This window comes from Streptomyces sp. NPDC040410 (genome assembly GCF_055595715.1).
The window spans coordinates 221841-242853 of the sequence record NZ_JBVIVK010000007.1 but is presented as its reverse complement, the minus strand read 5'-3'; the positions used below and the strand labels follow the sequence as shown (position 1 = coordinate 242853).

At 71.9% G+C, this 21013-nt stretch carries 21 protein-coding genes; 8 read left to right on the top strand and 13 right to left on the bottom strand.

Annotation, left to right across the window (positions count from 1 at the left end; translation table 11 throughout):
• Window positions 1-28 precede the first annotated feature (28 nt).
• Both ACZ562_RS17445 and ACZ562_RS17440 read left to right on the top strand, forming a co-directional pair.
• Window positions 29-610, top strand: a complete 582-nt coding sequence (locus tag ACZ562_RS17445) for a sigma-70 family RNA polymerase sigma factor (RefSeq protein WP_471179429.1) — start codon at window positions 29-31, stop codon at window positions 608-610.
• Window positions 607-2154, top strand: a complete 1548-nt coding sequence (locus ACZ562_RS17440; RefSeq protein ID WP_471179427.1) for a zf-HC2 domain-containing protein — start codon at window positions 607-609, stop codon at window positions 2152-2154. The genes ACZ562_RS17445 and ACZ562_RS17440 overlap by 4 nt, the downstream gene beginning before the upstream one ends.
• Window positions 2155-2226: 72 nt before the next feature.
• Here the strand turns inward: ACZ562_RS17440 and purU are convergent, their stop codons facing one another.
• Window positions 2227-3108 (bottom strand): formyltetrahydrofolate deformylase, encoded by an 882-nt coding sequence (gene purU / locus ACZ562_RS17435; protein ID WP_471179424.1) that lies wholly within the window; start codon window positions 3106-3108, stop codon window positions 2227-2229.
• A gap of 47 nt (window positions 3109-3155) precedes the next feature.
• The gene (locus tag ACZ562_RS17430; RefSeq protein ID WP_471179422.1) at window positions 3156-3656 is read right to left on the bottom strand and encodes an SCO4402 family protein; all 501 of its coding nucleotides are present in this window, start codon (window positions 3654-3656) and stop codon (window positions 3156-3158) included.
• A 117-nt stretch (window positions 3657-3773) separates the two neighbouring features.
• On the opposite strand from ACZ562_RS17430, the gene ACZ562_RS17425 reads away from it, so the two are divergent.
• Window positions 3774-5081, top strand: a complete 1308-nt coding sequence (locus ACZ562_RS17425; RefSeq protein ID WP_471179420.1) for an ABC transporter substrate-binding protein — start codon at window positions 3774-3776, stop codon at window positions 5079-5081.
• An 81-nt stretch (window positions 5082-5162) separates the two neighbouring features.
• Here the strand turns inward: ACZ562_RS17425 and ACZ562_RS17420 are convergent, their stop codons facing one another.
• Both ACZ562_RS17420 and ACZ562_RS17415 read right to left on the bottom strand, forming a co-directional pair.
• Entirely contained in the window at window positions 5163-6842 is a 1680-nt protein-coding gene (locus tag ACZ562_RS17420) for a hypothetical protein (protein WP_471179417.1), read from the bottom strand.
• 200 nt (window positions 6843-7042) lie between these two features.
• Window positions 7043-8428, bottom strand: coding sequence for a transcriptional regulator (locus tag ACZ562_RS17415; RefSeq protein WP_471179415.1), 1386 nt, complete (start codon window positions 8426-8428; stop codon window positions 7043-7045).
• Between the two features lie 316 nt (window positions 8429-8744).
• On the opposite strand from ACZ562_RS17415, the gene ACZ562_RS17410 reads away from it, so the two are divergent.
• The 3 genes from ACZ562_RS17410 (at window position 8745) to ACZ562_RS17400 (ending at window position 11923) form a co-directional block, all read left to right on the top strand.
• Complete coding sequence (locus tag ACZ562_RS17410; protein ID WP_471179412.1) at window positions 8745-9398, top strand: bifunctional DNA primase/polymerase; 654 nt, start codon at window positions 8745-8747, stop codon at window positions 9396-9398.
• Between the two features lie 147 nt (window positions 9399-9545).
• The gene (locus ACZ562_RS17405) at window positions 9546-10337 is read left to right on the top strand and encodes an ABC transporter ATP-binding protein (protein ID WP_471179410.1); all 792 of its coding nucleotides are present in this window, start codon (window positions 9546-9548) and stop codon (window positions 10335-10337) included.
• Window positions 10334-11923 carry a transporter gene (locus tag ACZ562_RS17400; RefSeq protein ID WP_471179407.1) on the top strand — a complete coding sequence of 530 codons (1590 nt, stop codon included), beginning with the start codon at window positions 10334-10336 and terminating at the stop codon, window positions 11921-11923. The genes ACZ562_RS17405 and ACZ562_RS17400 overlap by 4 nt, the downstream gene beginning before the upstream one ends.
• Before the next feature lie 220 nt (window positions 11924-12143).
• Here the strand turns inward: ACZ562_RS17400 and ACZ562_RS17395 are convergent, their stop codons facing one another.
• Complete coding sequence (locus ACZ562_RS17395) at window positions 12144-13007, bottom strand: alpha/beta fold hydrolase (protein ID WP_471179405.1); 864 nt, start codon at window positions 13005-13007, stop codon at window positions 12144-12146.
• Window positions 13008-13512: 505 nt separating this feature from the next.
• Window positions 13513-14205, bottom strand: a complete 693-nt coding sequence (locus ACZ562_RS17390; protein ID WP_355190959.1) for a metal-dependent transcriptional regulator — start codon at window positions 14203-14205, stop codon at window positions 13513-13515.
• A gap of 281 nt (window positions 14206-14486) precedes the next feature.
• On the opposite strand from ACZ562_RS17390, the gene ACZ562_RS17385 reads away from it, so the two are divergent.
• The gene (locus ACZ562_RS17385; RefSeq protein ID WP_471179400.1) at window positions 14487-15242 is read left to right on the top strand and encodes an SIS domain-containing protein; all 756 of its coding nucleotides are present in this window, start codon (window positions 14487-14489) and stop codon (window positions 15240-15242) included.
• Between the two features lie 35 nt (window positions 15243-15277).
• Here the strand turns inward: ACZ562_RS17385 and ACZ562_RS17380 are convergent, their stop codons facing one another.
• Window positions 15278-16684, bottom strand: a complete 1407-nt coding sequence (locus ACZ562_RS17380; RefSeq protein WP_471179398.1) for a PAS domain-containing protein — start codon at window positions 16682-16684, stop codon at window positions 15278-15280.
• A gap of 174 nt (window positions 16685-16858) precedes the next feature.
• Entirely contained in the window at window positions 16859-17944 is a 1086-nt protein-coding gene (locus ACZ562_RS17375; protein WP_471179395.1) for a threonine ammonia-lyase, read from the bottom strand.
• 26 nt (window positions 17945-17970) lie between these two features.
• On the opposite strand from ACZ562_RS17375, the gene ACZ562_RS17370 reads away from it, so the two are divergent.
• Window positions 17971-18483: a CGNR zinc finger domain-containing protein gene (locus ACZ562_RS17370; RefSeq protein WP_471179392.1), complete on the top strand. Its 513-nt coding sequence runs from the start codon at window positions 17971-17973 to the stop codon at window positions 18481-18483.
• A gap of 35 nt (window positions 18484-18518) precedes the next feature.
• Here the strand turns inward: ACZ562_RS17370 and ACZ562_RS17365 are convergent, their stop codons facing one another.
• The 5 genes from ACZ562_RS17365 to ACZ562_RS17345 all read right to left on the bottom strand — a co-directional run bounded on the left by ACZ562_RS17365 (window position 18519) and on the right by ACZ562_RS17345 (window position 20676).
• Window positions 18519-18866, bottom strand: a complete 348-nt coding sequence (locus tag ACZ562_RS17365; RefSeq protein ID WP_471179390.1) for a hypothetical protein — start codon at window positions 18864-18866, stop codon at window positions 18519-18521.
• Window positions 18863-19423: an RNA polymerase sigma factor gene (locus tag ACZ562_RS17360; protein ID WP_471179387.1), complete on the bottom strand. Its 561-nt coding sequence runs from the start codon at window positions 19421-19423 to the stop codon at window positions 18863-18865. Before ACZ562_RS17360 ends, ACZ562_RS17365 begins: the two co-directional genes overlap by 4 nt.
• Before the next feature lie 233 nt (window positions 19424-19656).
• The gene (locus ACZ562_RS17355; protein WP_471179384.1) at window positions 19657-20097 is read right to left on the bottom strand and encodes a hypothetical protein; all 441 of its coding nucleotides are present in this window, start codon (window positions 20095-20097) and stop codon (window positions 19657-19659) included.
• The gene (locus ACZ562_RS17350) at window positions 20081-20299 is read right to left on the bottom strand and encodes a helix-turn-helix transcriptional regulator (protein ID WP_471179382.1); all 219 of its coding nucleotides are present in this window, start codon (window positions 20297-20299) and stop codon (window positions 20081-20083) included. Before ACZ562_RS17350 ends, ACZ562_RS17355 begins: the two co-directional genes overlap by 17 nt.
• On the bottom strand, window positions 20296-20676 hold the full coding sequence (locus tag ACZ562_RS17345; RefSeq protein ID WP_471179379.1) for a hypothetical protein: 381 nt from the start codon (window positions 20674-20676) through the stop codon (window positions 20296-20298). The genes ACZ562_RS17350 and ACZ562_RS17345 overlap by 4 nt, the downstream gene beginning before the upstream one ends.
• Between the last annotated feature and the right edge of the window lie 337 nt (window positions 20677-21013).

The window sequence follows — 21013 nt, the reverse complement described above, 5'->3', positions numbered from 1 at the left end:
TCGGGCACAGGCAGGGTGAGGGGGCCGCATGGCGAAGAAGGACGCACCGCCCCGCTGGGACCGCAGGATGCAGCAGCGGCTCGCACGCGGTGAGGCGGCCGCCCTCGGTGAGCTCTACGACCGCTTCGCTTCGCTCGTGCACGGCCTCGCACACCGCGTGCTCGGAGACGAGCGGGCCGCCGACGGCATCACCCGCGACGTCTTCACCCACGTCTGGGAACACCCCGACGCCTACGACCCCAAGCAGGGCCCCCTGCGCACCTGGGTGGCCACGCTGACCCACCGCCTCGCCGTGCAGCGGCTGCGCGTCACCGAGACCGCAGCGCTGGCCCGGACCGGCCACGGCTCCACCGAGGAACTGGAGCGCAAGGTGCGCGTGGCCTCGGTCGCCGCCCGCGCGGACTACATCGTCCAGTCCATGCCCGTCCCGCTGCGGGCCGCCCTGGAGCTGGCCTACTTCCAGCGCCGCGACTACCGCCAGACCGCCGTCGACCTCGGCGTCACCGAGGACGAGGCCCGCCGCCGCCTCCGCCTGGGCCTCCAGCTGCTGTCCACCGCCCACAACGCCGGAGCTCCCGGGGCGCCGCCCGAATACGGGGGTGCGGTGTGAACGACGCGCACCGGTTCGAGGCGTACGACGAGCACGAAGGGTTCGACGCCGGCAAGGACGGCGGGGACGACGAGGACCAGGCGAACGAGACGAACGAGAGTCAGGAGAAGGAGGAGAAGGAGGAGAAGGACGAGAAGGATGAGAAGGGCAAGAGGGACGACGAGAAGGCGCGGGACGCCGGTGATCGTGCCGTCGGCCGGGAAGACTCCGGCGGAGCGGGTGCGAACGGACCCGGCGGCCCTGACGGACCCGACGGCCCGTCGAACGGCCACGGAGACGGCCAGGACCCCGCCCCGCCGCCCCGCATCCCCATGCCCCGCGCGTCCGTCGAGGACGGCGGACGTCCGCTGCCCGAGCTGGAGGACCTGACGGACCCGCCAAGCCCGGGAGACACGGGTGAAGCGGGGGACCTGACGCCTCGCCCCGCCCCGCTCGTCCTGGAACACCCTGTCCTGAAGTCGCTCCTCGGGGCATGGGCTCTGGCCGCCTGCTCGCCGGAGGAGACGGTGGCCGTCGAGGAGCACCTCGGCACCTGCGGCACCTGCGCGGACGAGGCGCTGCGGCTGCGCGAGGCGGTCGGTCTGCTCCACCCTCCCGAGAGCCTCGACCTGGACCCGGCCCTGCGCACCCGCGTCCTGGAGGGGTGCCTCGACCGGCGCCCGCCGCGCATCCCGGTGCCCGAGTGGGCAGGCCCGTACGACGCGGAGAGCGCGCGCCTGGACGCGCTGCTGCAGGACATCGGGGACGCCGAGTGGCACGCGCCCGTACGGCTGCGCTGGTTCGAGGCGGACCGGCCGACGAGCCGTCGTACGACCGTCGCCGGAGTCATCGCGCATCTGCTGACCGTCGACGGACTGGTCTCCGTCGCGCTCGGCCTCGACGACCCGCTGGGCGAGGTGACGGCCGACGCGCCGACCCCGTCCGCCCGCACCGAGGCGTACTGGCGTGCCCCCCACTTCCCGTACAACCGCTCCGTGCGGGCGCCCTGGCGGGAACAGAGCCACGACCTCGTGCGCACCGTGTCGTTCACCGGTGGCCGCCCCGGCACGTCCTCCGTCCCGTACGGCGACTTCGAGCTGCCGCTCGCGGACGCGATGCTGGACCGCGCGTTCGAGACCTGGGTGCACGCGGAGGACATCGCCGAGGCGGTGGACTACCCCTACGAGCCGCCGTCACCGCGCCATCTGCACCGCATGATCGACCTCGGGGCGCGCCTGCTTCCCGTCACGCTGGCCGCACGCCGGCAGGCCGGGCTCGCCGCACCCCGCCAGGGGCGGCACCTCGTCCCGGCGGGTGAGCCGGGACGCAGCCTGCGGCTGGAGATCGAGGGCCTGGGCGGCGGCGAGTGGCTGATCCCGCTGGACTCCCCCGCCGCGAAGGGCTCCGCTGACCACGAGGTGGCCCATGTCGCGCTCGACGGAGTGGAGTTCTGCCGCCTGGCCGCGGGCCATGTGTCTCCGCAGGAGGCCGCCGCCGGACAGGTCGGGGACCGCGAGGCGATCAGGGACGTGCTGTTCGCGGCGGCGTCGCTGAGCCGGATGTAGGTTCCCTCGGTCGTCGTGTCGTCCGCGGCGCGACGGCGTCGGCCCGCGGACCCGCCCGGGCGCTCGCGAACCCTACGCGAACACCACGGTCCGCCGGCCGTTCAGCAGGATCCGGCGTTCCGCGTGCCACTTCACCGCGCGCGCCAGCGCCTGGCACTCCACGTCCCGGCCGACCGCGACGAGCTGGTCCGGTGTCACGTCGTGGCCGACGCGCTCGACCTCCTGCTCGATGATCGGGCCCTCGTCGAGGTCGGCGGTGACGTAGTGCGCGGTCGCGCCGATCAGCTTCACACCCCGCGCATGCGCCTGGTGGTACGGCTTCGCGCCCTTGAAGCTCGGCAGGAAGGAGTGGTGGATGTTGATGATCCGCCCGTTGAGCTGCTTGCACAGGTCGTCGGAGAGCACCTGCATGTAGCGGGCCAGGACGACCAGCTCCACGTGCTCCGCGCGCACGAGGTCGAGCAGCTGCGCCTCGGCCTGCGGCTTGTTGTCCTTCGTCACCGGGATGTGCTGGAAGGGGATGTTGTAGGACCCCACGAGCTCGGCGAAGTCGGTGTGGTTGGACACCACGGCGGCGATCTCCACCGGCAGTGCGCCGATCCGGGCGCGGAACAGCAGGTCGTTGAGACAGTGCCCGAACTTGCTGACCATGAGCACGATGCGCATCTTCTCGTCGGCCCGGTTGAGCTGCCAGTCCATGTGGAAGGAGTCACCGATCGCCGCGAAGCTCGCCCGCAGCTTGTCCACGGTCACCGGCGCCTCCGCCGAGAAGTGGACCCGCATGAAGAACAGACCCGTGTCGTGGTCGCCGAACTGCTGGCTGTCCTCGATGTTGCAGCCGGTCATGAAGAGGTAGCTCGACACGGCGTGCACGATGCCCGTCCTGTCGGGGCAGGACAGGGTGAGGACGTACTGGTCGGCGGGGGCCACGGCCCGACGGGGCTGCTCGTTCATGCAGGACAGGGTCCCATATCCGGCCGTCCCGTCGAACGGGCGGCCCGCTACGCAGACCGCGTGAGGATCCGCAGCACCTCAAGCGTGCGCGGCGGCGCGTCAGGGTCCTCCGCGTCGGCCACCGCCATCCGTACGTGCGCGTCCCGCGCAGCCCGCACCGCCTCCGGCCACGCCTGGTGGTCGACGTAGGCGGAGACCGGGGCGTCGGGCCCGACCTGGTGCATGATCCGCAGCACCCGGAGCACGGCGGTGTCGACGAGCGCCGCCTCCTGCGAGTCGCGGAAGATCGTGCCCACGTACTTCTCGGCGGACCAGTTGTCGAGCCAGGTGTCCTCGACCAGGCGGTACACGGCGTCGGTGACGTCCCCGTACCCGTCCACGCCGGCCAGCCAGACGTTCTGCTGGAACACCGGATCGGAGAGCATGTGCAGCGCGGAGCGCACATTGCTGCGCCAGCGCCACCACGGCATGTCGTTCAGTGGCATGCCGCCCATGGTGGAGGAGCGACGGCCGCGACGGGAAGAGTTCTCCGAACCTTGCACGGTCATCGATCGTACGTTCTGCGCCGCAGGCGTCTCACCCGCCCCTGTAATTCACCCTTACGTCACCTTCCATTGACCGAGGGTCACTCCTGGGTTAGCGGTGTGACGGAATCGTGTGTGTCCATGACCGGCAGGCGACGCTTTTGCAGGACCCTCCTCCCCACGATGACCCGGCCCGTCAGAGCCACCGCCCTCAGTGCGGGGGCACTGGTGGCGTGTGCGTCGCTCGTGGCCGGCTGCGGGGGCATCCCCGGGGTGACGGGGGGCTCCGGGGATGACCCGATCACCGTCATGACCTGGGCCCCGAGCCACACCAACGCGACCAACAAACCCGGCATGCCCGCCCTCGCGCAGGCGTACGCGCGTTGGATCAACGGCAAGGGCGGCATCAACGGCCGCAAGCTCAAGGTCCTGACCTGCAACGATCACAACGACAGCGTGGAAGCGGCGAGGTGCGCCCGGCGCGCGGTGGAAGAAAACGTTGTCGCCGTCGTCGGCTCCTACAGCCAGTACAGCGACTCCTTCCTCTCACCGCTGGAGGGCGCGGGCATCCCGTACATCGGCGGCTACGGCGTCACCAGCGCCGAGTTCACCAGCCCGCTCTCCTACCCCGTCAACGGCGGCCAGCCCACCCTCCTGGCCGGCCTCGGCAAGGAACTCGCCGCGAGCTGCGGTCCCGTGGTGCTCGTCCGGCCCGACACCATCGCGGGTGACGAGCTGCCGGGCCTGCTCGACTCCGGGCTGAAGACGGGCGGGCACGGGGCCACGGGCGACCACCGGGCGCAGGAGGACGCCACCGAGTACTCGGGGCAGTCGCAGCAGGCCCTGCGGACCACGACCACCGACCCGGAGAAGAAGGGCTGCGTGGTGCCCGCCCTCGGCGACCGCACCGGCACCTTCATGGACTCCTTCCGGCGCTCCCGCGAGGACTATCCGGCGGTGCGCACCGCGATGACGCTGGGCAACGTCGACCAGACGGTGATCAACGCGTCCGGCGGACGGTCGGGGCCGTACGAGGGGGCGTACATCACGGGCTGGTACCCGGTGGCGAGCGACAGGCGCTGGGACGGCATGAAAGAAGTGATCAGCAAGCAGGCCTTCGGCGACAACCGCATCGACCCCGCGGACACCGGCGTGCAGACCACATGGATCGCCTACACCGTGTTCCGGCAGGTCGTCGAGGCGCTCGGCGACGGCGAGGTGTCCGGCGACACCGTGTGTCAGGCCCTCGACGACGGGCTCAAGGTCACCACGGGCGGGCTCACGCCGCCGCTCCAGTGGACGTTCCGGGGCCGGCTCGCGTCCGTCGGCTTCCCGCGCCTGGTCAACGCCGACGTGACCCTGCAGGTCGTACGCCAGGGCCGTCTGGTCGCGGCCGCCAAGGGCTTCACGGACGTGACGACGACACTGTCCAACGCCGAACTGAACTGAGTTCTGCGCGGATCCGACTCCGGGAGTTCCGCGCGGACCGGACTTCGGTCGCCCGGGCCGGCCTCGGCCGGCCCGGGCCCGTCACAGCTGGGTCGGCTGGCGCTCGGTCAGGCCGTAGGTCTTCGCGATCCCGTTCCACAGCTGGGCGGCCTTGGTCTTCTGGGCGCTGGCCACGCCGCTCGCCCGGTTTCCGGCCTGGGTCTCGGGGGTGGTGCGGGCCTGGCCCTTCCGGCAGCCCTTCTTGCCGGCGACCTGGTCGGCCCAGGCCGCGTAGTGGTTGTCGGCGGACGCGGAGGCCTGCCACGCCTTGGTGAGGGCGTCGGTCAGCGCCGCGTGGTCGGGCAGCTTGTCGACCGAGAGGCCCGACAGACGTGTCACCAGCTCGCCGCGCTGAGTGGCCGCGGCGCGCAGGTCCTTGGCCGCCTGGCCGAGGTTCTTGCAAGCCCGCACATCGGCCACCGCGTTGATCACGGAGGCCCGGCTGCTGCCGCTGTCCGCGAGCAGCTTGTCCAGGGCGACGGCCTGCTGCTCGGCCGGATCGGCGGACGGCGAGGCGGAGGCCTCGGTCGCCGGGGCCGTGGCGGAGACGGGCTGGTTCTTGTCGTCGTCGTTGCTGCCCCCGCCGCCGAGCAGCGCGCCCGCGCCGATACCGAGGACGGCGATGCCGACGCCGACGGCGGCGATCAGCGGCACCCGCGAACCGGTGCGACCGCCCCGGCCTCCCCGGCCGCCGTCGTCACCGTCGTCGTACACGCCGCGCCGGCCGCCGGCGGCCGGCGCGGCGTACGCGGGCCGGTTCGAGTGCGGGGCCTCGGGGTGCGTGAAGCGCGGCATCTGCTGCGTGGACGCGGCCGGACTCTCACGGCCCGGCTCGCTGCGGAAGAGGTTGTCGAAGTCGGCGGGCGGCTGCCGGTCCTGCGCCCCGCCCGGCCCCATGCCGTACGGCGCAGCGGCAGGCCCGCCGGGAACGGGCGCGATGTACTGCGTGGCCTCGGCGTCGGGGCCGGCGGCGGGCGGCAACGGGCCGGCGGCCGGCAACGGTCCCGATCCCGCGCCCGGGCCGCCCTGTGGGGCGCGGCCCAGGAAGTGCGTCGACTCCGCGGCGGACTCGGCGGGCATCTCGGGCGGCAGCGCGCCGGGCCGCACCGGCGGGATGTACCGGGTCGCCCCCTCGTCCGCGGCGACGGGCGGCAGGTACTGGGTGGCTCCGTCCACCCCGGGAGCCGGAGCGGCCGAGACCGGCGGGATGTACTGAGTGGCGCCGTCACCGGCGGTGGGCAGCGGGGCGTTCGGGGCACTGTGGCCGCCGTACCCGGCCGCGGGCGGCAGCGGCGCTGCGGCGCCGGGGGAGCCGTACCCACCGGCGGCGGGCGGGCCGTACCCGCCCGCGGCGGGCGAGCCGTACCCCTCGGCCCGACCGTAGGCCGGGGCCTGCGTCCCCTCCGGCGGCAGCGGCTGGGACGGTGTGGCGCCCGGCGTTTCCGGAGTGCCCCAGAGTGCGGGCCGCGCCGAGTGCGCCGGCGGGGTGCTCCAGCCCTGTCCCGGCTGCGGGGCCGGGGCCTGCGGCTGGTCGGGTCCCCACGGTGTGCCCCAGGCCTGGCCGCCGGCCGGTGCCGCGGCCGGCGGCTGCTGACCGTCGTATGCGCTCGCGTGCCCGCCGGTCATGCCCGGCAGCAGAGGTTCTCCACCGTCCGATGGCAGCACGATGCCTTCGCGCGCGGGGCGCGCCGAGGGCTCCTCGCCCTGTCCACTCTGCGTCACCGGGACTCCTGCTTATGGGGGACCTTCGGAATCGTCGGCTCACGCTACCGGGTCCCCGGAGCCCGGTGCCACGCAGCTCAGGACGCAACCTCCTTCCCTGTGACCGCAGTAACAAAACCGGCCCGCAGACCGCTGTACATGTCACCCTGGGCGCGTGAACCGGCCGTTTCCCGCACGTTCACACGTCCGCGGACCCCCGTTCACGCCGCCGCCTGCAGCTCCAGCCGCGCCCCGAACTCGCGTACCACCGGCTCGTCGCGGAACGGATCCAGCCGCTGCTGGAAGTCCTCCAGATACTCGGCGCCCCGGTTGGACCGGAGGGACTCGAGCAACTCCACGGCTTTCAGCCCGGTGTTGCAGGCCTGTTCCACCTCACGCTGCTGCACCTGCGCGGTGGCCAGGAGCACATAGCCGATGGCCCGCCTGCGCGCCCGGGACTCGGGATGCCCGGCCAGGGACTCCTGAGCGCACCGCGCCGCCGCCTCGGACTGCCCCAGGTCCCGGTGGCAGTGCGCCAGTTCGTCGGCGAGATAGGCCTCGTCGAAGTGCGCGATCCACTCCGGGTCGTCCCCGGCGGACGGATCCGCGGCCTCCAGCGCGCCCACGGCGCGCCCGGACGCCGCCTGGGCGGCCCGCGCGTCACCCAGCAGGGCGTGCCCGCGTGCCTCCGCGGCATGGAACATCGCCTCCGCGCGCGGTGTCACGCGCCCCCGCGCCCCTTCCTGCGCCGCCCGCGCCAACTGGGCGATCTCGCGCGGGTTTCCGAGCTGCGCGGCGAGGTGACTCATGGACGCGGCGAGGACGTAGCCGCCGTATCCCCGGTCCCCCGCCGCCTGCGCAAGGCGCAGCGCCTGGATGTAGTACCGCTGGGCGAGGCCCGGCTGCCCGGTGTCGACCGCCATGTAGCCCGCGAGCTCGGTCAGCCGGGCCACCGCGGCGAACAGGTCACGCCCGACGGCCTCCCGGTAGGAGCCGGCGAGCAGCCCGGAGACGACGCTGTTGAGGTAGTGCACGACGACCGGGCGCACATGCCCGCTGCCGTACTGGTGGTCCAGATCGACCAGCGCCTGCGTCATCGCGCGCACGGCCGACACGTCCGACTGCCCCACCCGCGGCCCGGCGGCGCGCGCCACCTGCGAGTCGGGCGAGGAGATCAGCCAGTCTCGGCTGGGCTCGACCAGCGCGGACGCGGCGACGGAGGAGCCTGAGAGGAAGTCGCGGCGCCCGACATCGCTGCGCCACAGCTCACACACCTGCTCGATGGCTCCCAGCACGGTCGGCGAGAACTGGAGGCCGACGCCCGAGGCGAGGTTCTTGCCGTTGGCCATGCCGATCTCGTCGATCGTGACCGTACGGCCCAGCTTGCGGCCGAGCGCCTCCGCGATGATCGCCGGGGCGCGTCCGCGCGGCTGCTGTCCGCGGAGCCAGCGGGCCACGGACGTCTTGTCGTAGCGCAGGTCGAGGCCGTGCTCGGCACCGCACATGTTGACCCGGCGGGCGAGCCCTGCGTTCGAGCAGCCCGCTTCCTGGATGAGCGCCTGCAGCCGTTCGTTCGGCTGCCGCGCGACGAGAGGCCTTGCGGCCATGGCTTAACCCCCTGTGGCTGCGGTGCCTGCCCACACACCGAGTTGACGTGTCTTCCGGGACCGGGCCGAGTCACGTTCAGCGAAAAGATCCGGCCGTGAAGATCAATGCCCCGCCGACATACCGAAAATGCGAGGCATGCGAGGATTGCCGGGGTAGTGGCGGATACCGACCCCACACGTGGCTACCCGGCTCAGGCTGAGGTTCCTCCTGCGCGCCCCCACACATGCATCCATGCGCCCCAGATGCCGAATCGATGCTCCTCCCCCGCGCGCGTTACCCCCGTAACCCGAGGTGGACGCGGGAGTTGAGTGGAGCGTGGAAGAGACGATCGCGGTCACCGAAGCCGCTCAGATTCCGAAGCAGCGCGGGGAATCCCTGCTGGAGACAGCCGTACGCTACGCCGAGGAGCGCCACTGGGACGTCGTCCCGGGCTCCTGGCTGGACGCCGTGGGCGGGGTGCAGCGCTGCTCGTGCGGCGACCCCGCGTGCGCCGCGCCGGGCGCGCATCCGGCACGTGAGGACTGGGCGGCACAGGCCACGGGCAGTGCGGTCGCCGTACGCCGGATGTGGTCGCAGCAGCCGAGGGCGTCGATTCTGCTGCCGACGGGCCGTACGTTCGACGCGATCGACGTCCCTGAGACCGCGGGGTTCCACGCGCTCGCGCGGATGGAGCGGATGAAGCTGACGCTCGGCCCGGTGACGCTGTCGCCGGATCGGCGGATGCGGTTCTTCGTTCTGCCGGGAGGATCGGTGAAGGTGCCGGAGCTGGTACGGAAGCTGGGGTGGTCGCTCTCGTCCCTCGATCTGGTCCCGCTCGGGGAGGGGGCCTATGTCGCGGGGCCGCCCACGCGGTACGGGTCGCGGGGGGCTGTGCAGTGGGCCTGCCGGCCGACCGCGGCCAACCGGTGGCTGCCCGACGCGGAGGAACTGATCTCGGCGTTGGCGTATGCGTGCGGCAGGGATCGGTAGCAGTGCCTGCCGGTCTGCCTGGTGCGGGGATCCGGCGGCTGCGGCTTGTTCGTGGCTTCTCGCGCCCAGCCGTATGAAATGCGGCGGAGCCGTATGAAAGCACAGTCCCGCGCCCTCAGGCATGCTGCCCGACCGTAGGGTGATCCCATGACGGAGGGAACACTCGCGGAGACAGCCGCCGTACGCGTGCAAGGGCTCTGGAAGCGGTTCGGGCAGCAGGTGGCCGTCGCCGGGATCGATCTGGAGTTGCCCGCGGGGAAGTTCATCGGGCTGGTCGGGCCCAACGGGGCGGGGAAGACCACCACCTTGTCGATGGTGACCGGGTTGCTGCGGCCCGATCAGGGGACCGTCGAGGTCGTCGGGCACGACGTGTGGCGGGATCCCGTGGCGGTGAAGGCGCGGATCGGGGTGCTGCCGGAGGGGCTCAGGCTGTTCGAACGGTTGTCGGGGCGTGAACTGCTCGCCTATTCGGGGCGGTTGCGGGGGCTGCCCGGTGCCGAGGTCGACAAACGGGCCACCCAGCTGCTCGACGTACTCGATCTGGCCGGAGCCCAGCACAAACTCGTCGTCGACTACTCGACCGGCATGCGCAAGAAGATCGGGCTCGCGGCCGCTCTCCTGCACAATCCCGAAGTACTGTTCCTGGACGAGCCGTTCGAGGGAGTCGACCCGGTGTCCGCGCAGACGATCCGTGGTGTTCTGGAGCGGTACACGGGGTCGGGCGCCACCGTCGTCTTCTCCTCCCATGTGATGGAGCTCGTCGAGTCGCTGTGCGACTGGGTGGCCGTGATGGCGGCCGGCCGTATCCGCGCCCACGGCACCCTCGCCGAGGTACGCGGGAACGCGCCCTCGCTGCAGGAGGCGTTCCTCGAACTCGTCGGGGCGAACGGCCGCGACGCCGGCTCCGACCTCGACTGGCTGGGCGGCGGGGCGCGATGACCGCGGGCGTCACTCCCGTCGTCGTACGGCTGAAACTGTCGCTCCTGCGCAACGGACTGCGGCAGTCCGGGGGGCGGCGGGCCGCGTACGTGGCGTCGGCCGTCGTCACCTTCCTCTTCGCCGCGCTGCAGCTGGTCGGCCTGATCGCGCTGCGCGGACATGCGCACGCCGCGTCCGTCGTGGTGCTGCTGGTGGCGGTGCTGGCGGTGGGCTGGGCCGTGATGCCGCTGTTCTTCCCCGGCGGTGACGAGACCCTGGACCCCACCCGCCTGGTGATGCTGCCGCTGCGGCCCCGGCCGCTGGTACGGGCGCTGCTGGTGGCCTCGCTGGTGGGCATCGGGCCGCTGTTCACGCTGTGCATGCTGGCCGGTTCGGTGGTGTCGGTCGCCCGTGGCGGGGCCGCCTACGCGGTCGGGGTCGTCGCCGTGGCACTCGCTCTGCTGGTGTGCGTGGCCCTTGCGCGGGCCGTCGCCGCCGCCAACGTGCGGCTGCTGACCAGCCGCAAGGGGCGGGACCTCGCGGTGCTGAGCGGGCTGGTCATCGCGATCGGGGCGCAGCTGGTCAACTTCGGGGCGCAGAAGCTGGGTTCGTCCGGGCTGGCGCAGCTCGACCCGGCGGCGGAGGTGCTGCGATGGGTGCCGCCCGCGTCGGCGATCGGCGCGGTGGACTCGGTGAGCGAGGGGTCGTACGGCGTGGCGGCGGCCCAGCTCGCCGTGAGCGCCGGCGCGTTGGCCGGACTGCTGGCGGTGTGGTCGCGGCATCTGACCCGGCTGATGACCGCCCCGGACGGATCCACCCTGCAGACCGCCGAGTCCACGGCGCGCGAGCGGACGTCGACGGGGCTCGCCCGGCTGCTGCCCGCCGGACGCACCGGCACCGTCATGGAGCGCAGCCTGCGCTACATCTGGCGCGACCCCAAGACCAAGGCGGCCTGGGTGACGTCCCTGGCCATCGGGCTGATCGTGCCGGTGTTCAACGCGCTGCAGGGCACCGGCTCGATCTACTTCGCGTGCTTCGCCGCCGGGATGCTCGGCATCCAGATGTACAACCAGTTCGGGCAGGACACGTCGGCGTTCTGGATGGTCGCGCTGACGATCTCCTCCACCCGGGACGCGTACGTCGAGCTGCGCGGCCGGGCCCTGGCCCTGCTGCTGATCACCCTGCCGTACGCCACGTTCGTGACCGTGCTGACGACCGCGATGCTCGGCGACTGGCCGAGGCTGCCCGAGGCGCTCGGGCTGTCCTTCGCGCTGCTCGGCGCGATGCTGGCGACCGGGGCGTGGACGTCCGCCCGCTTCCCCTACTCCATCCCGCAGGAGGGTTACAAGAACGTCGCTCCGGGACAGGTCGGGCTCGCCTGGGTCGCGATCTTCGGCGGCATGATCGCGGCCGCCCTGCTGTGCGCTCCCGTCATCGCGGCGACGATCTGGCTGAACGCGAGCGGGGAAGGCGACTCCTGGGCCTCGCTGCTCCTGCCGGGCGGCGCGGCCTACGGGGCGGCGATCACCCTGCTCGGCCTCCGCCTGGCCGCGCCGCGCACGGCACGGCGGCTGCCGGAGATCCTGGCGGCGGTCAGCCGGGGGTGACCGCCGGAGGCGAGCACCGCGTCGCGGTGGCCAGGACCTGTCCGGGCGATCACGGCGGAGGAACACGGCGGCGCCCTGTCGGTTCCGGTGAGCGGGGTGTGGTGCGTGCGGCTGCAAGGCGGAGGAGGGCGTCGACGCGGAGCGTCGGCAACCGACGACAACGCGGCAGATGTGTGTGCCGCCACACCCCGCGTCTCCGCCGTGATCGGCCGGACAGGTCCTAACCGGACGTGAGCAGCGCGTCCAGGAACGGCTCGACGGCCGCCCGCCACGCGTCCGGCTGGTCGTAGTGCACGAGGTGGCCGGCGTCGGCGACCTCCGCGTACTCCCCGCGGGGCAGGACGCGGACCATCTCCTGGGCCTCGGCGCGGCCGAGCTCGCCGTCGAGGCCGCGGACGACCAGGGCGGGGCACCGGACCTGGGCGAGCTCCTCCCAGTGCGCGTCGTACACCCAGGTCTCGCGGGACTCGAGCATCTGCTCAGGGTCGAAGACCGGACGCCAGCCGTCGGGGGACTCGTGCATCACCTCGGCGTAGAACTCGCCGCGGGACGGGTTCGGGCGCTCCACCCAGGGGTCGTCCTCGCCGAACCACTTGCGTACGTCGGCGAGCGTGGCGAAGGGAGCGGGCCAGGCCTTGAACCAGTCGGCCCACTCGCGCTGCGAGGCGGCGCCGAGCGCGGAGGCACGCATGTCGGAGATGATCACCCCGCGGACCAGGTCGGGGCGCTTGGCGGCGAGCTGCCAGGCGGTCAGGGCACCCATGGCGTGGCCGATCAGGACGGCCGGGGCGAGTCCGAGCTGCTCCAGGGCGGCCTCGGCGTCCTCGACGTACGCCTCGCGCGTGTAGGACGCCCGCGGGGGCTTGTCGCTCTGGCCGTGGCCACGCTGGTCGAGCGCCACGGCGCGGTGCCGTTCGCAGAGCCAGCGGGCGGTGGCGGCCCAGTGCGAGGCGCGGCCCATCAGGCCGTGCAGTAACAGCACGCCGGGGGTGTGCTCGGCCATATCTCCCTTGGGAGGGTCGCCGAACTCCCAGGCCGCGAGACGTACGCCGCCCGCCCCGGTCACGTCGATGCGTCGCACCATGGTCCTGGCACCCCCCTGGCTTCGCGTACAGCTGTCCTGCCGGTGCTCGTGCACATCCTTGTAGCGCACATCCCGCCCGACCCGTCACCCGAAGGCTATCGAATGGGTATTCGAAAATGCCGTCTCTGCGGACAACACCCCTCGTTCGAGTGACCCCCCGCCAGGAATGATCGCCGCCGCCTGGGGGAGATCTTCAGCGGGAGGCGGACCGCTCGGGGAAACCGGTCCGAAGGGGATGACCCTGAGAGCTCGGGGCTCCGGGTCAGCACAGGGGAGGACAGGCCCCGGCGCCACACGGCGCCGGGGCCTTCGACACGTTTGCGGCGCATCCTCCCGCCCCCTCAGGTCATATGCCTCACGCGACAGCCTCGCACGCGAAGCGTCCGAGCGCTGCGATTCGGAGCGTGAATCTCGGATTCGGCGAGATCGACGCGATGCCGCAACTACCCCAGGATCAACGGGAGTTGACCACTTACGGCCGCGCCACCGCCCCGGCCCCTGTCGCTCAGCGCTTGGCGACGAACACGTGAGAGGCGACGTCCGCCGCCAGTTCGGCCGCCTCACCGCCACTGCCCACCAGCACGCCGCCCGCCGACTCCGTCACGCTCACCACAGAGCCCGGCTGCACGCCCGCCCGGCGCAGCGTGTACATCAGCTGCGCGTCCGTCTGGATCGGCTCGCCGATCCGGCGCACGACGACCGTCTTGCCGTCGCTGCCCGGGTCGAGATCCGCCAGCGAGACCATGCCCTCGTCCAGGAACGGGTCGGCGCCGTCCTTCTCGCCCAGCTCCTCCAGGCCCGGGATCGGGTTGCCGTACGGCGACTCCGTGGGGTGCCTCAGCAGCTCGAGCACACGCCGCTCCACGGCCTCGCTCATCACGTGCTCCCAGCGACACGCCTCGGCGTGCACCTGCTCCCACTCCAGCCCGATCACGTCGACGAGCAGGCACTCCGCGAGCCGGTGCTTGCGCATCACGCGCGTGGCCAGCCGTCGCCCCTCGTCCGTGAGCTCCAGGTGGCGGTCGCTGGCCACGGACACCAGGCCGTCACGCTCCATCCGCGCCACCGTCTGGCTGACCGTCGGACCGCTCTGGTCGAGCCGCTCGGCGATCCGGGCGCGCATGGGGACAACACCTTCCTCCTCCAGCTCGAGGATGGTGCGGAGATACATCTCCGTGGTGTCGATCAGTCCGGACATTCGTGCCCCTCGATTAGCTCTGCCGGAAGCACGACGGCTCCGCGGCGCGTGCGCTGGCCCTGACCTCAATTCTGACGCATACCACTGACAACCGTGCCGCGCCGTTGAAACCAAAGGGTTACGCGGGTGTTCCCGCGTGTGTCCGCCGGCTCCGGACACGTCCGCCCGCGCGTCCCCGGGCACCGGATGACCGGCGCGCCCGTGCGGCCGTATTGACACCGCACTGGTCCAGACCGCACCGTGATCCGCGGCACAGACCCCGACGCTCGGAAGGGCCCCGAATGAGCGACCGCACGCTGGCCGGCCAGTTCTTCGACGCGGCGATCGGCCTGCTGCGACGGGTCCGGGACGAGGAGGCCGACCGCATCGACGCGGCAGGCACCCTCCTCGCCGACACCGTCGCCGCCGGCGGCCGTCTCTTCGCCTTCGGCGCCGGCCACTCCTCGCTCGCCGCACAGGACGTCGTCTACCGCGCCGGCGGCCTCGCCCTGATGAACCTGCTCGCCGTCCCCGGCGTCGTCGGCGTCGACGTCATGCCGGCCACACTCGGCTCCGCCCTCGAACGCGTCGACGGCCTCGCGAGCGCCGTCCTGGACTGCTCCCCCCTCCGCGCGGGCGACGCGCTCCTGATCATCTCGCTCTCGGGCCGCAACGCGCTCCCCGTGGAAATGGCCGTGAACGCCCGCGCCCGGGGCGTGAAGGTCATCGGCGTGACATCGGTGGCGTACGCCACCGAGACCAGATCGCGGCACCTGTCCGGGACGTACCTGAAGGACCACTGCGACATCGTCCTCGACTCGAAGATCGCGATCGGCGACGCGGAACTCGTCCTAGACGCCGTCCCGGCCCCCTTCGCCCCCGCCTCCACCGTCGTCACCTCGGCCCTCCTCCAGGCGGTCATGGCCACGGCGGCCGGCTCTCTCGCCGACCGCGGCATCGAACCCCCGCTGCTGCGCTCCGGCAACGTCGACGGCGGACACGAGTGGAACAGCCGGGTGATGGAGGAGTACGGCGACCGGATCTTCTACCGGCACTGACGGCACTGACGGCGCGCTGAACAGCAGGCCGCCCGTCACTGCTCATCCAGCGCCGCCGCCAGATCCAGCGCCGCCGCGATCCGTACCGCGACATCCTCCGCGTACGTCGCGTCGAACCGCTCGAAGTGGCTCCGGCCCGCCCCGCGCAGAAACGTCACCACACCCAGCGTCCGCCCCCGGCTCCGCAGCACCGCGCACAGCGCGTGCACCGCGTCCGCCGGCCACTGCCGCCCCACCGCCCACTCGCGCGCCTGCTCGGCCGGCACCGACCCCACGCTCGCCCGCACCGACCCCGCCCGCCCCACGCACTGCAACGCCGGATGCCCCTGGCCGTACCGCACGGGCAGCCCCGCCTGCCCGGTGAGCAGGCTCGGCCCCGGCGCACCGGAGGGCGTGGCGGCGACCCGTACCAACCGCACCGGACCCGCAGCCTCCGCGTCGGACAGCGCGCCGCCCGCAACCCGGTCGATCAGCGCGTGGTCGGCGAACCCGGCGAGCGCGAAGTCCAGATGGACGGTGGCCGCCTCCCGCGCGTCCTCGCACTCGGCGGCCGCCCGGGCGGCCCGGTGCAGCTGATTGGTCCTGAACCGCAGCAGGGACGCCTCCTGCTCGCCCTGCTTGACCTCGGTCACGTCCTGGAACAGCCAGCCGACACCCAGCGGCACGGGCTCCTCCGCGAGCGGCGACGCCAGCCGCAGGAAACCGCTCCGCCAGCACCGCCGCTGCTCGCCCTCCGGCATGCGCACGCTCACCCAGATCTCGGCCGGCGCGGGCGGCGCACCCTCCGCCAGCACATGTGTGAGCGCGCTCTCCAGCTCCTCCACACCCTGCGCGAGCAACTCCCCGAGCGGCCGCCCGAGCACGGACGTACGCCCGATCCCCAGGGCCCGGGCCGCGTGCGCGTTCACGACGGCGGGCCGCAGGTCCGCGTCGACCAGCACGACACCCCAGCTCGCGTCCTCGAACAGCGCCTCGCTCAGCGCGATCGACCGCTCCAGGTCTATCTGCGCGTGCACCTCGCTGAAGGCGCAGTACACACCGGCCGGCTTCCCGTCCGGCCCGCGCACGGCCGCGGACTGCGTCCGCACGAGCACCCGCCCGCCGTCCTTCGTCAGCAGCGCGAACTCGTGCACCTGCCGGCCGGGAGCGCGCATCGCGGACATCAGCCGCGCCTCGACCTCCTCGGCGTCCGCGCTGCGTACGGCCCACCCGGCGAATCCCTGCCGACCCACCGCCTCGGCCGCGGTCCACCCGAGGATCCGCTCCGCCTCCCGGTTCCAGTGGGTCACCACCCCGTCCGCGTCGAAGGCGCACAGAGCCGCGTCCATGCCGTCGAGCAGCGCGGCAAGGAGATCCGAACCACCCGAGCCCTCCGGACCGTCCCGCCCGGGTTCGTCCGGTCCGAGCTCGTCGGTGGTCCCACTACGCCGGGAAGCACTCACCTGGACCCCCTGCCAAGCTGCGTCCGCACGTACGGCGCGTCGGTTCGCTCACTTGTAATCATCTAACTGGAACGTGACGCAGCACACATCGAGTTCCCCAAGATTGAGGGAAACGTTGCGTGGCGGAAACGCGACGCCCGTCCGGGACCTGGTCTGCCCCTCTCCTGGAGTGGATCAGGGCGCGAGCAGGTCCGTCAGCAGTGTGGGATCGATGTTGCCGCCGCTGATCACGGAGGCGTACACGCGGCCGGCCGGCAGGGCGTCCTGCTGGTACAGGTAGGCGGCTGTCGCGACGGCGCCGGACGGCTCGGTGATCAGGCGTCCCTGCCGGGCCAGCACGGCCACCGCGGCCCGGATGTCGCTTTCGCGGACCGTGATGATGTCGTCCACGTAGGCCTGGATGTGTTCGAAGGGCAGTTCGCCCACCGAGCTGATACGCAGGCCGTCGGCGATGGTCCGGCCGGTTTCGGCAGCGGGCCAGCTGACCCGCCTTCCACTGCGGAGACTCTCCCGGGCATCGGCTGCGAACTCCGGCTCCACCCCGATGACCCGCACCTCCGGCCTCCTGAGCTTCATCGCCGCGGCGACACCGGAGATCAGACCGCCACCACTGACCGGCACCAGCACCGTGTCCAGCTCCAGTCCCAGCGCCGTCGCGTCCTCAGAGATCTCAAGACCAACAGTACCCTGACCTGCAATGATGTAAGGATCATCGAACGGGGACACCACCACGTGGCCGCGCTCCCCGGCCAGTTCCGCGGTTACCTTCTCGCGGTCCTCCGGCGGCACCAGCAGCACCTCGGCTCCCTGAGCACGGGTCGCCTCTATCTTCACTCGCGCCGCCGTGTCCGGCATGACGACCACGGCCTTGACTCCCAGGATCCGCGCGGCGTAGGCCAGGGCCTGGCCGTGGTTGCCACTGGACTGGGCGACAACCCCCCGGGCGCGTTCCCGCTGCGACATCGCGGCCATGCGGTTGTACGCGCCGCGGATCTTGAAGGCACCGGCGAGCTGCAGGTTCTCCGGCTTCAGAACGAGAGACCGCTCGCCGTCCGAGGCCCACGGACAGGGCAGCAACGGCGTGCGCACCGTGATCCCGTGGATTCTCCTCCGTGCCTCAAGAATGTCTTCAAGGGCCACAAGCGTCATGAACTGCTCCTGGGTATCGCCACCATGAGAAAATTCGCGTGCCGCCTGAGCGCTCGGGCGCGGTAAGAACCTCCGTGAACGGGTGTCTCCGTCCGGCGGCTTGCGCGACACACCACCAACCCTGGTGTCATGGCCTTGTGCAGTTCAACCATTACGGCGTCGAGGCCGCGCTCCTGGCAGCAGGACTCGTCAACACATCCGCCCCGTTCGCCCCTCTCACCCTGGAGCCTCTGCTCGAAGAGCATCACGTGGTGGCCTCGCGTCTGACCGCCGCTCAGGCAGCCGGCTTGGAAACCTGGAGCGAGCGCCTGGCCCCGTGCTTCGGCACCCAGACTCTGGCCGCCCGCTGTCAGGCGGTCAACGCACTCCTGGCCGCAGCGTGCACCCCGCCCCACGTCTCCCTGCACGACGGTCACCCGCACCTGCACTACGACGCCCCGGACGCCGATGCCGCCGCCCGCATCCGGGCCAGGACGGCCGGCGGGCTCGCCTACGTCGTCTGCGTGTCCGGCCCCGACCGCCTCGGCCGCTGCCGCCGCTGCGGCCTTGCCTTCGTCGACACCTCACGCAACGGACGACGCGTCTACTGCACCGTCCGCTGCGCCAACAACGCCGCAGTGGCACGCCACCGCGACCGCACACGTCCTTGAACGCCCGGCCGTCCAGGCCGGGCGCCCTGGGCGACCTATGAAGGATGCTTCGCCGAGGTCAGCCGGCAGCTTCCGTCCACGCACTGCCGCTCAAGGCGTCCGCGGGAGATCGTCTGCACCAGTCCGACCGCCCAGCACATCGGGCAGCCGCGCAACGCGACCAGGCCCACGGGCAGGAGCAGCAGGGCGGCCCAGCCGATGACCGGGATCAGCGCGATCGAGGCGGCGACCGAGCCGAACCCGACGACTCCTCGTGCGAGGTGCCGGGCCAGCGACTTGCTCGCGAACGACGGGGCGGCGGCCTTCGCGTGGTTCCCCGCGGACGCGGTGCCGTTCGTCGCGGGACCGGTGTGACGCACCATCGTGTCGGGGGTGCTGTTCATCGGCGGGTGCCCTCCTCAGGGACGGTGTCCAGGTACTCACGGACGCCGGCACGAGCGCGGTGGAGCCGCGACTTCATGGCCGCCGTACTCAGCCCGAGCGACTGGGCGACGGTCCTGCCCGGCAGCCCCCGGACGTCCCGCATGATCAGCACGCGGCGCTGGTCGTCGGGCAGGGACGCGACGGCGGCGGCCACCCGTTCGATCTCCAGCCTGCCCAGCACGTCGTCCTCGGCCGACGGGACCGCCACCTCCGTGAACGGCTCGCCGCCGCGCGCCAGAGCGCGTGCACGGTGGAGACACTCGTTGCGCACGATCCGGAACATCCACGACGCCAGCGCGGCGGTCGCCCGCAGCGTTCCGACCTTGCGGAACAGGACGATCATCGCGTCCTGCGCGGCGTCCTCGGCATCCTGACTGCTGGCGCACAGCGAGAAGGCGAAACGCCGCACGTGCGGGTAGGCACCCGACACGAGCACGGCGATCGACGCCTCATCGCCGGCCTGCGCGGCTTTGACGAGCCGGTCGTCCGGCCAGGACCGTGCTGCGGAGCTAGCCACGCCGGCCCTGCTTCCCGCGCGACCGCAGGAACACCACGCAACTGCACACCAGCACCGCTGCGACCACCACACCGACCACTAGTACCGTCATCGAACCTCCTCCAGTACGTCGGCCTCGCAGCCGCTCGATCATAAGAGCCGCCGACCGGGAAAAGGATTCGCGGAATCTCGTGGGGAATCTCGTCCACGCTCACGTCATCGCCGTTGGGCGGCGACGGTTCACCGGCACCGCCTCAGCAACTCCTCGGCGAACCGGACACCACCTTCGCGCCGAAGACCATCCAGGCGAAGCAGAGCGCGAGCAGCAGATACGTCACGAACAGGGGCCACGCGACCGCGGGCATCCACCCCGCGCCGGCGAAGCGTCGCAGCGTGAAGGCGCCGACCACGAAATGGACCATGTTGCCGACGGCCAGGGGGCGGCCGTAGATGCCGCCGACCACGTTCCTCCTGGCCGTCCAGTTGGTCATCCCCGCGCCCAGGCCCAGCGCACCGAGCATGGCGAAGGGGACCTCCGCAGCCGGCGCGGACAAGCCCGTCCCGGCGGCGGCCTCGCGCGGCGAGAAGACGAGCACCGCCCCGACACCCATCAGGAGCACCGCGCTCGCGGTCATCACGCAGCGCCCGAACATCCGGGCGCGGGCGGTGGCTGCGCCGTCAGCGGTCGTGGTCATCGGTCTGCTCCTCGTCGGGGAGGAAGATGTCCTCGATACGGAGTCCGAAGAGCTTCGCCATGGCGAAGGCCAGGGGAAGGCTCGGGTCGTAGCGCCCGGTCTCGATCGCGTTGGTGGTCTGCCGGGAGACACTCAGCGCGGCGGCGAGGTCGGCCTGCGACCAGTCACGTTCGGCGCGCAGCACCTTGAGCCGGTTTCTCACGCGTACCTCCGCCGGGCGGCCACCCGTGCCGCGCCCCACAGCAGGACCGCCAGCGCCGGGACCCAGACCCAGCTGAGCCGGGGGAGTCCGGCGTTCTCCAGGAAGCCGCAGGTGAAGGTGATCAGTACGGTGGCCGCGAAGCTGTAGGCGAGGGCGTCGAACTCGATACGGCGTTGCAGTTCGTCCATACGCCTCAGCAGCCGGACGAAGGCGATCATCGCGGCCGGCACTGAGAGCACGGGGAGCAGCGCGACGGGGTAGCGCCAGACACCGAGGTGGCCGCTCTTGAGCAGCGTCAGCGACAACACCAGCAATCCGGCGTACGCGGCGAGGGCAACGCCGGACTCGAGGGCGTACCGGCGGGAGGGGGCGTTCATAACGCCGAATGTAAAGCACACATGCCATCATGGCAAGGTTCCTTTACTCACGTCCGGCTGATCCTCGCCGCTGCACCCGGCTCCGTCCCGTCCGCCGGCGGAGACCTGCGCCGGCCCACGCGAACCGGCCCGGTCGACATCCCGGAAAAACGGTTGATCGTGCGCCGATCGGTTCCTAATGTGTCGGCTACACGAGAAGGGAGGTGGTTCGGCAGATGTATGAAAACCGGACGCGTGAGGTGACTGCGGGCTAGCGGCCCGCCACCACACCCAGTGCGGTGCCGGACCAGCACGTGACAGACGCGTGCAGCCGGCCCAATCCCAGCAGTCACCCGAC

Excerpts from the sequence above, each read along its gene's own strand:
- ACZ562_RS17365 (WP_471179390.1), bottom strand. The coding sequence starts at position 18,866 with ATGAACAGCACCCCCGACACGATGGTGCGTCACACCGGTCCCGCGACG.
- ACZ562_RS17385 (WP_471179400.1), top strand. The coding sequence starts at position 14,487 with ATGAGCGACCGCACGCTGGCCGGCCAGTTCTTCGACGCGGCGATCGGC.
- ACZ562_RS17430 (WP_471179422.1), bottom strand. The coding sequence starts at position 3,656 with ATGACCGTGCAAGGTTCGGAGAACTCTTCCCGTCGCGGCCGTCGCTCC.
- purU (WP_471179424.1), bottom strand. The coding sequence starts at position 3,108 with ATGAACGAGCAGCCCCGTCGGGCCGTGGCCCCCGCCGACCAGTACGTC.
- ACZ562_RS17405 (WP_471179410.1), top strand. The coding sequence starts at position 9,546 with ATGACGGAGGGAACACTCGCGGAGACAGCCGCCGTACGCGTGCAAGGG.
- ACZ562_RS17415 (WP_471179415.1), bottom strand. The coding sequence starts at position 8,428 with ATGGCCGCAAGGCCTCTCGTCGCGCGGCAGCCGAACGAACGGCTGCAG.
- ACZ562_RS17355 (WP_471179384.1), bottom strand. The coding sequence starts at position 20,097 with ATGACCACGACCGCTGACGGCGCAGCCACCGCCCGCGCCCGGATGTTC.
- ACZ562_RS17400 (WP_471179407.1), top strand. The coding sequence starts at position 10,334 with ATGACCGCGGGCGTCACTCCCGTCGTCGTACGGCTGAAACTGTCGCTC.
- ACZ562_RS17425 (WP_471179420.1), top strand. The coding sequence starts at position 3,774 with ATGACCGGCAGGCGACGCTTTTGCAGGACCCTCCTCCCCACGATGACC.
- ACZ562_RS17445 (WP_471179429.1), top strand. The coding sequence starts at position 29 with ATGGCGAAGAAGGACGCACCGCCCCGCTGGGACCGCAGGATGCAGCAG.
- ACZ562_RS17345 (WP_471179379.1), bottom strand. The coding sequence starts at position 20,676 with ATGAACGCCCCCTCCCGCCGGTACGCCCTCGAGTCCGGCGTTGCCCTC.
- ACZ562_RS17395 (WP_471179405.1), bottom strand. The coding sequence starts at position 13,007 with ATGGTGCGACGCATCGACGTGACCGGGGCGGGCGGCGTACGTCTCGCG.
- ACZ562_RS17390 (WP_355190959.1), bottom strand. The coding sequence starts at position 14,205 with ATGTCCGGACTGATCGACACCACGGAGATGTATCTCCGCACCATCCTC.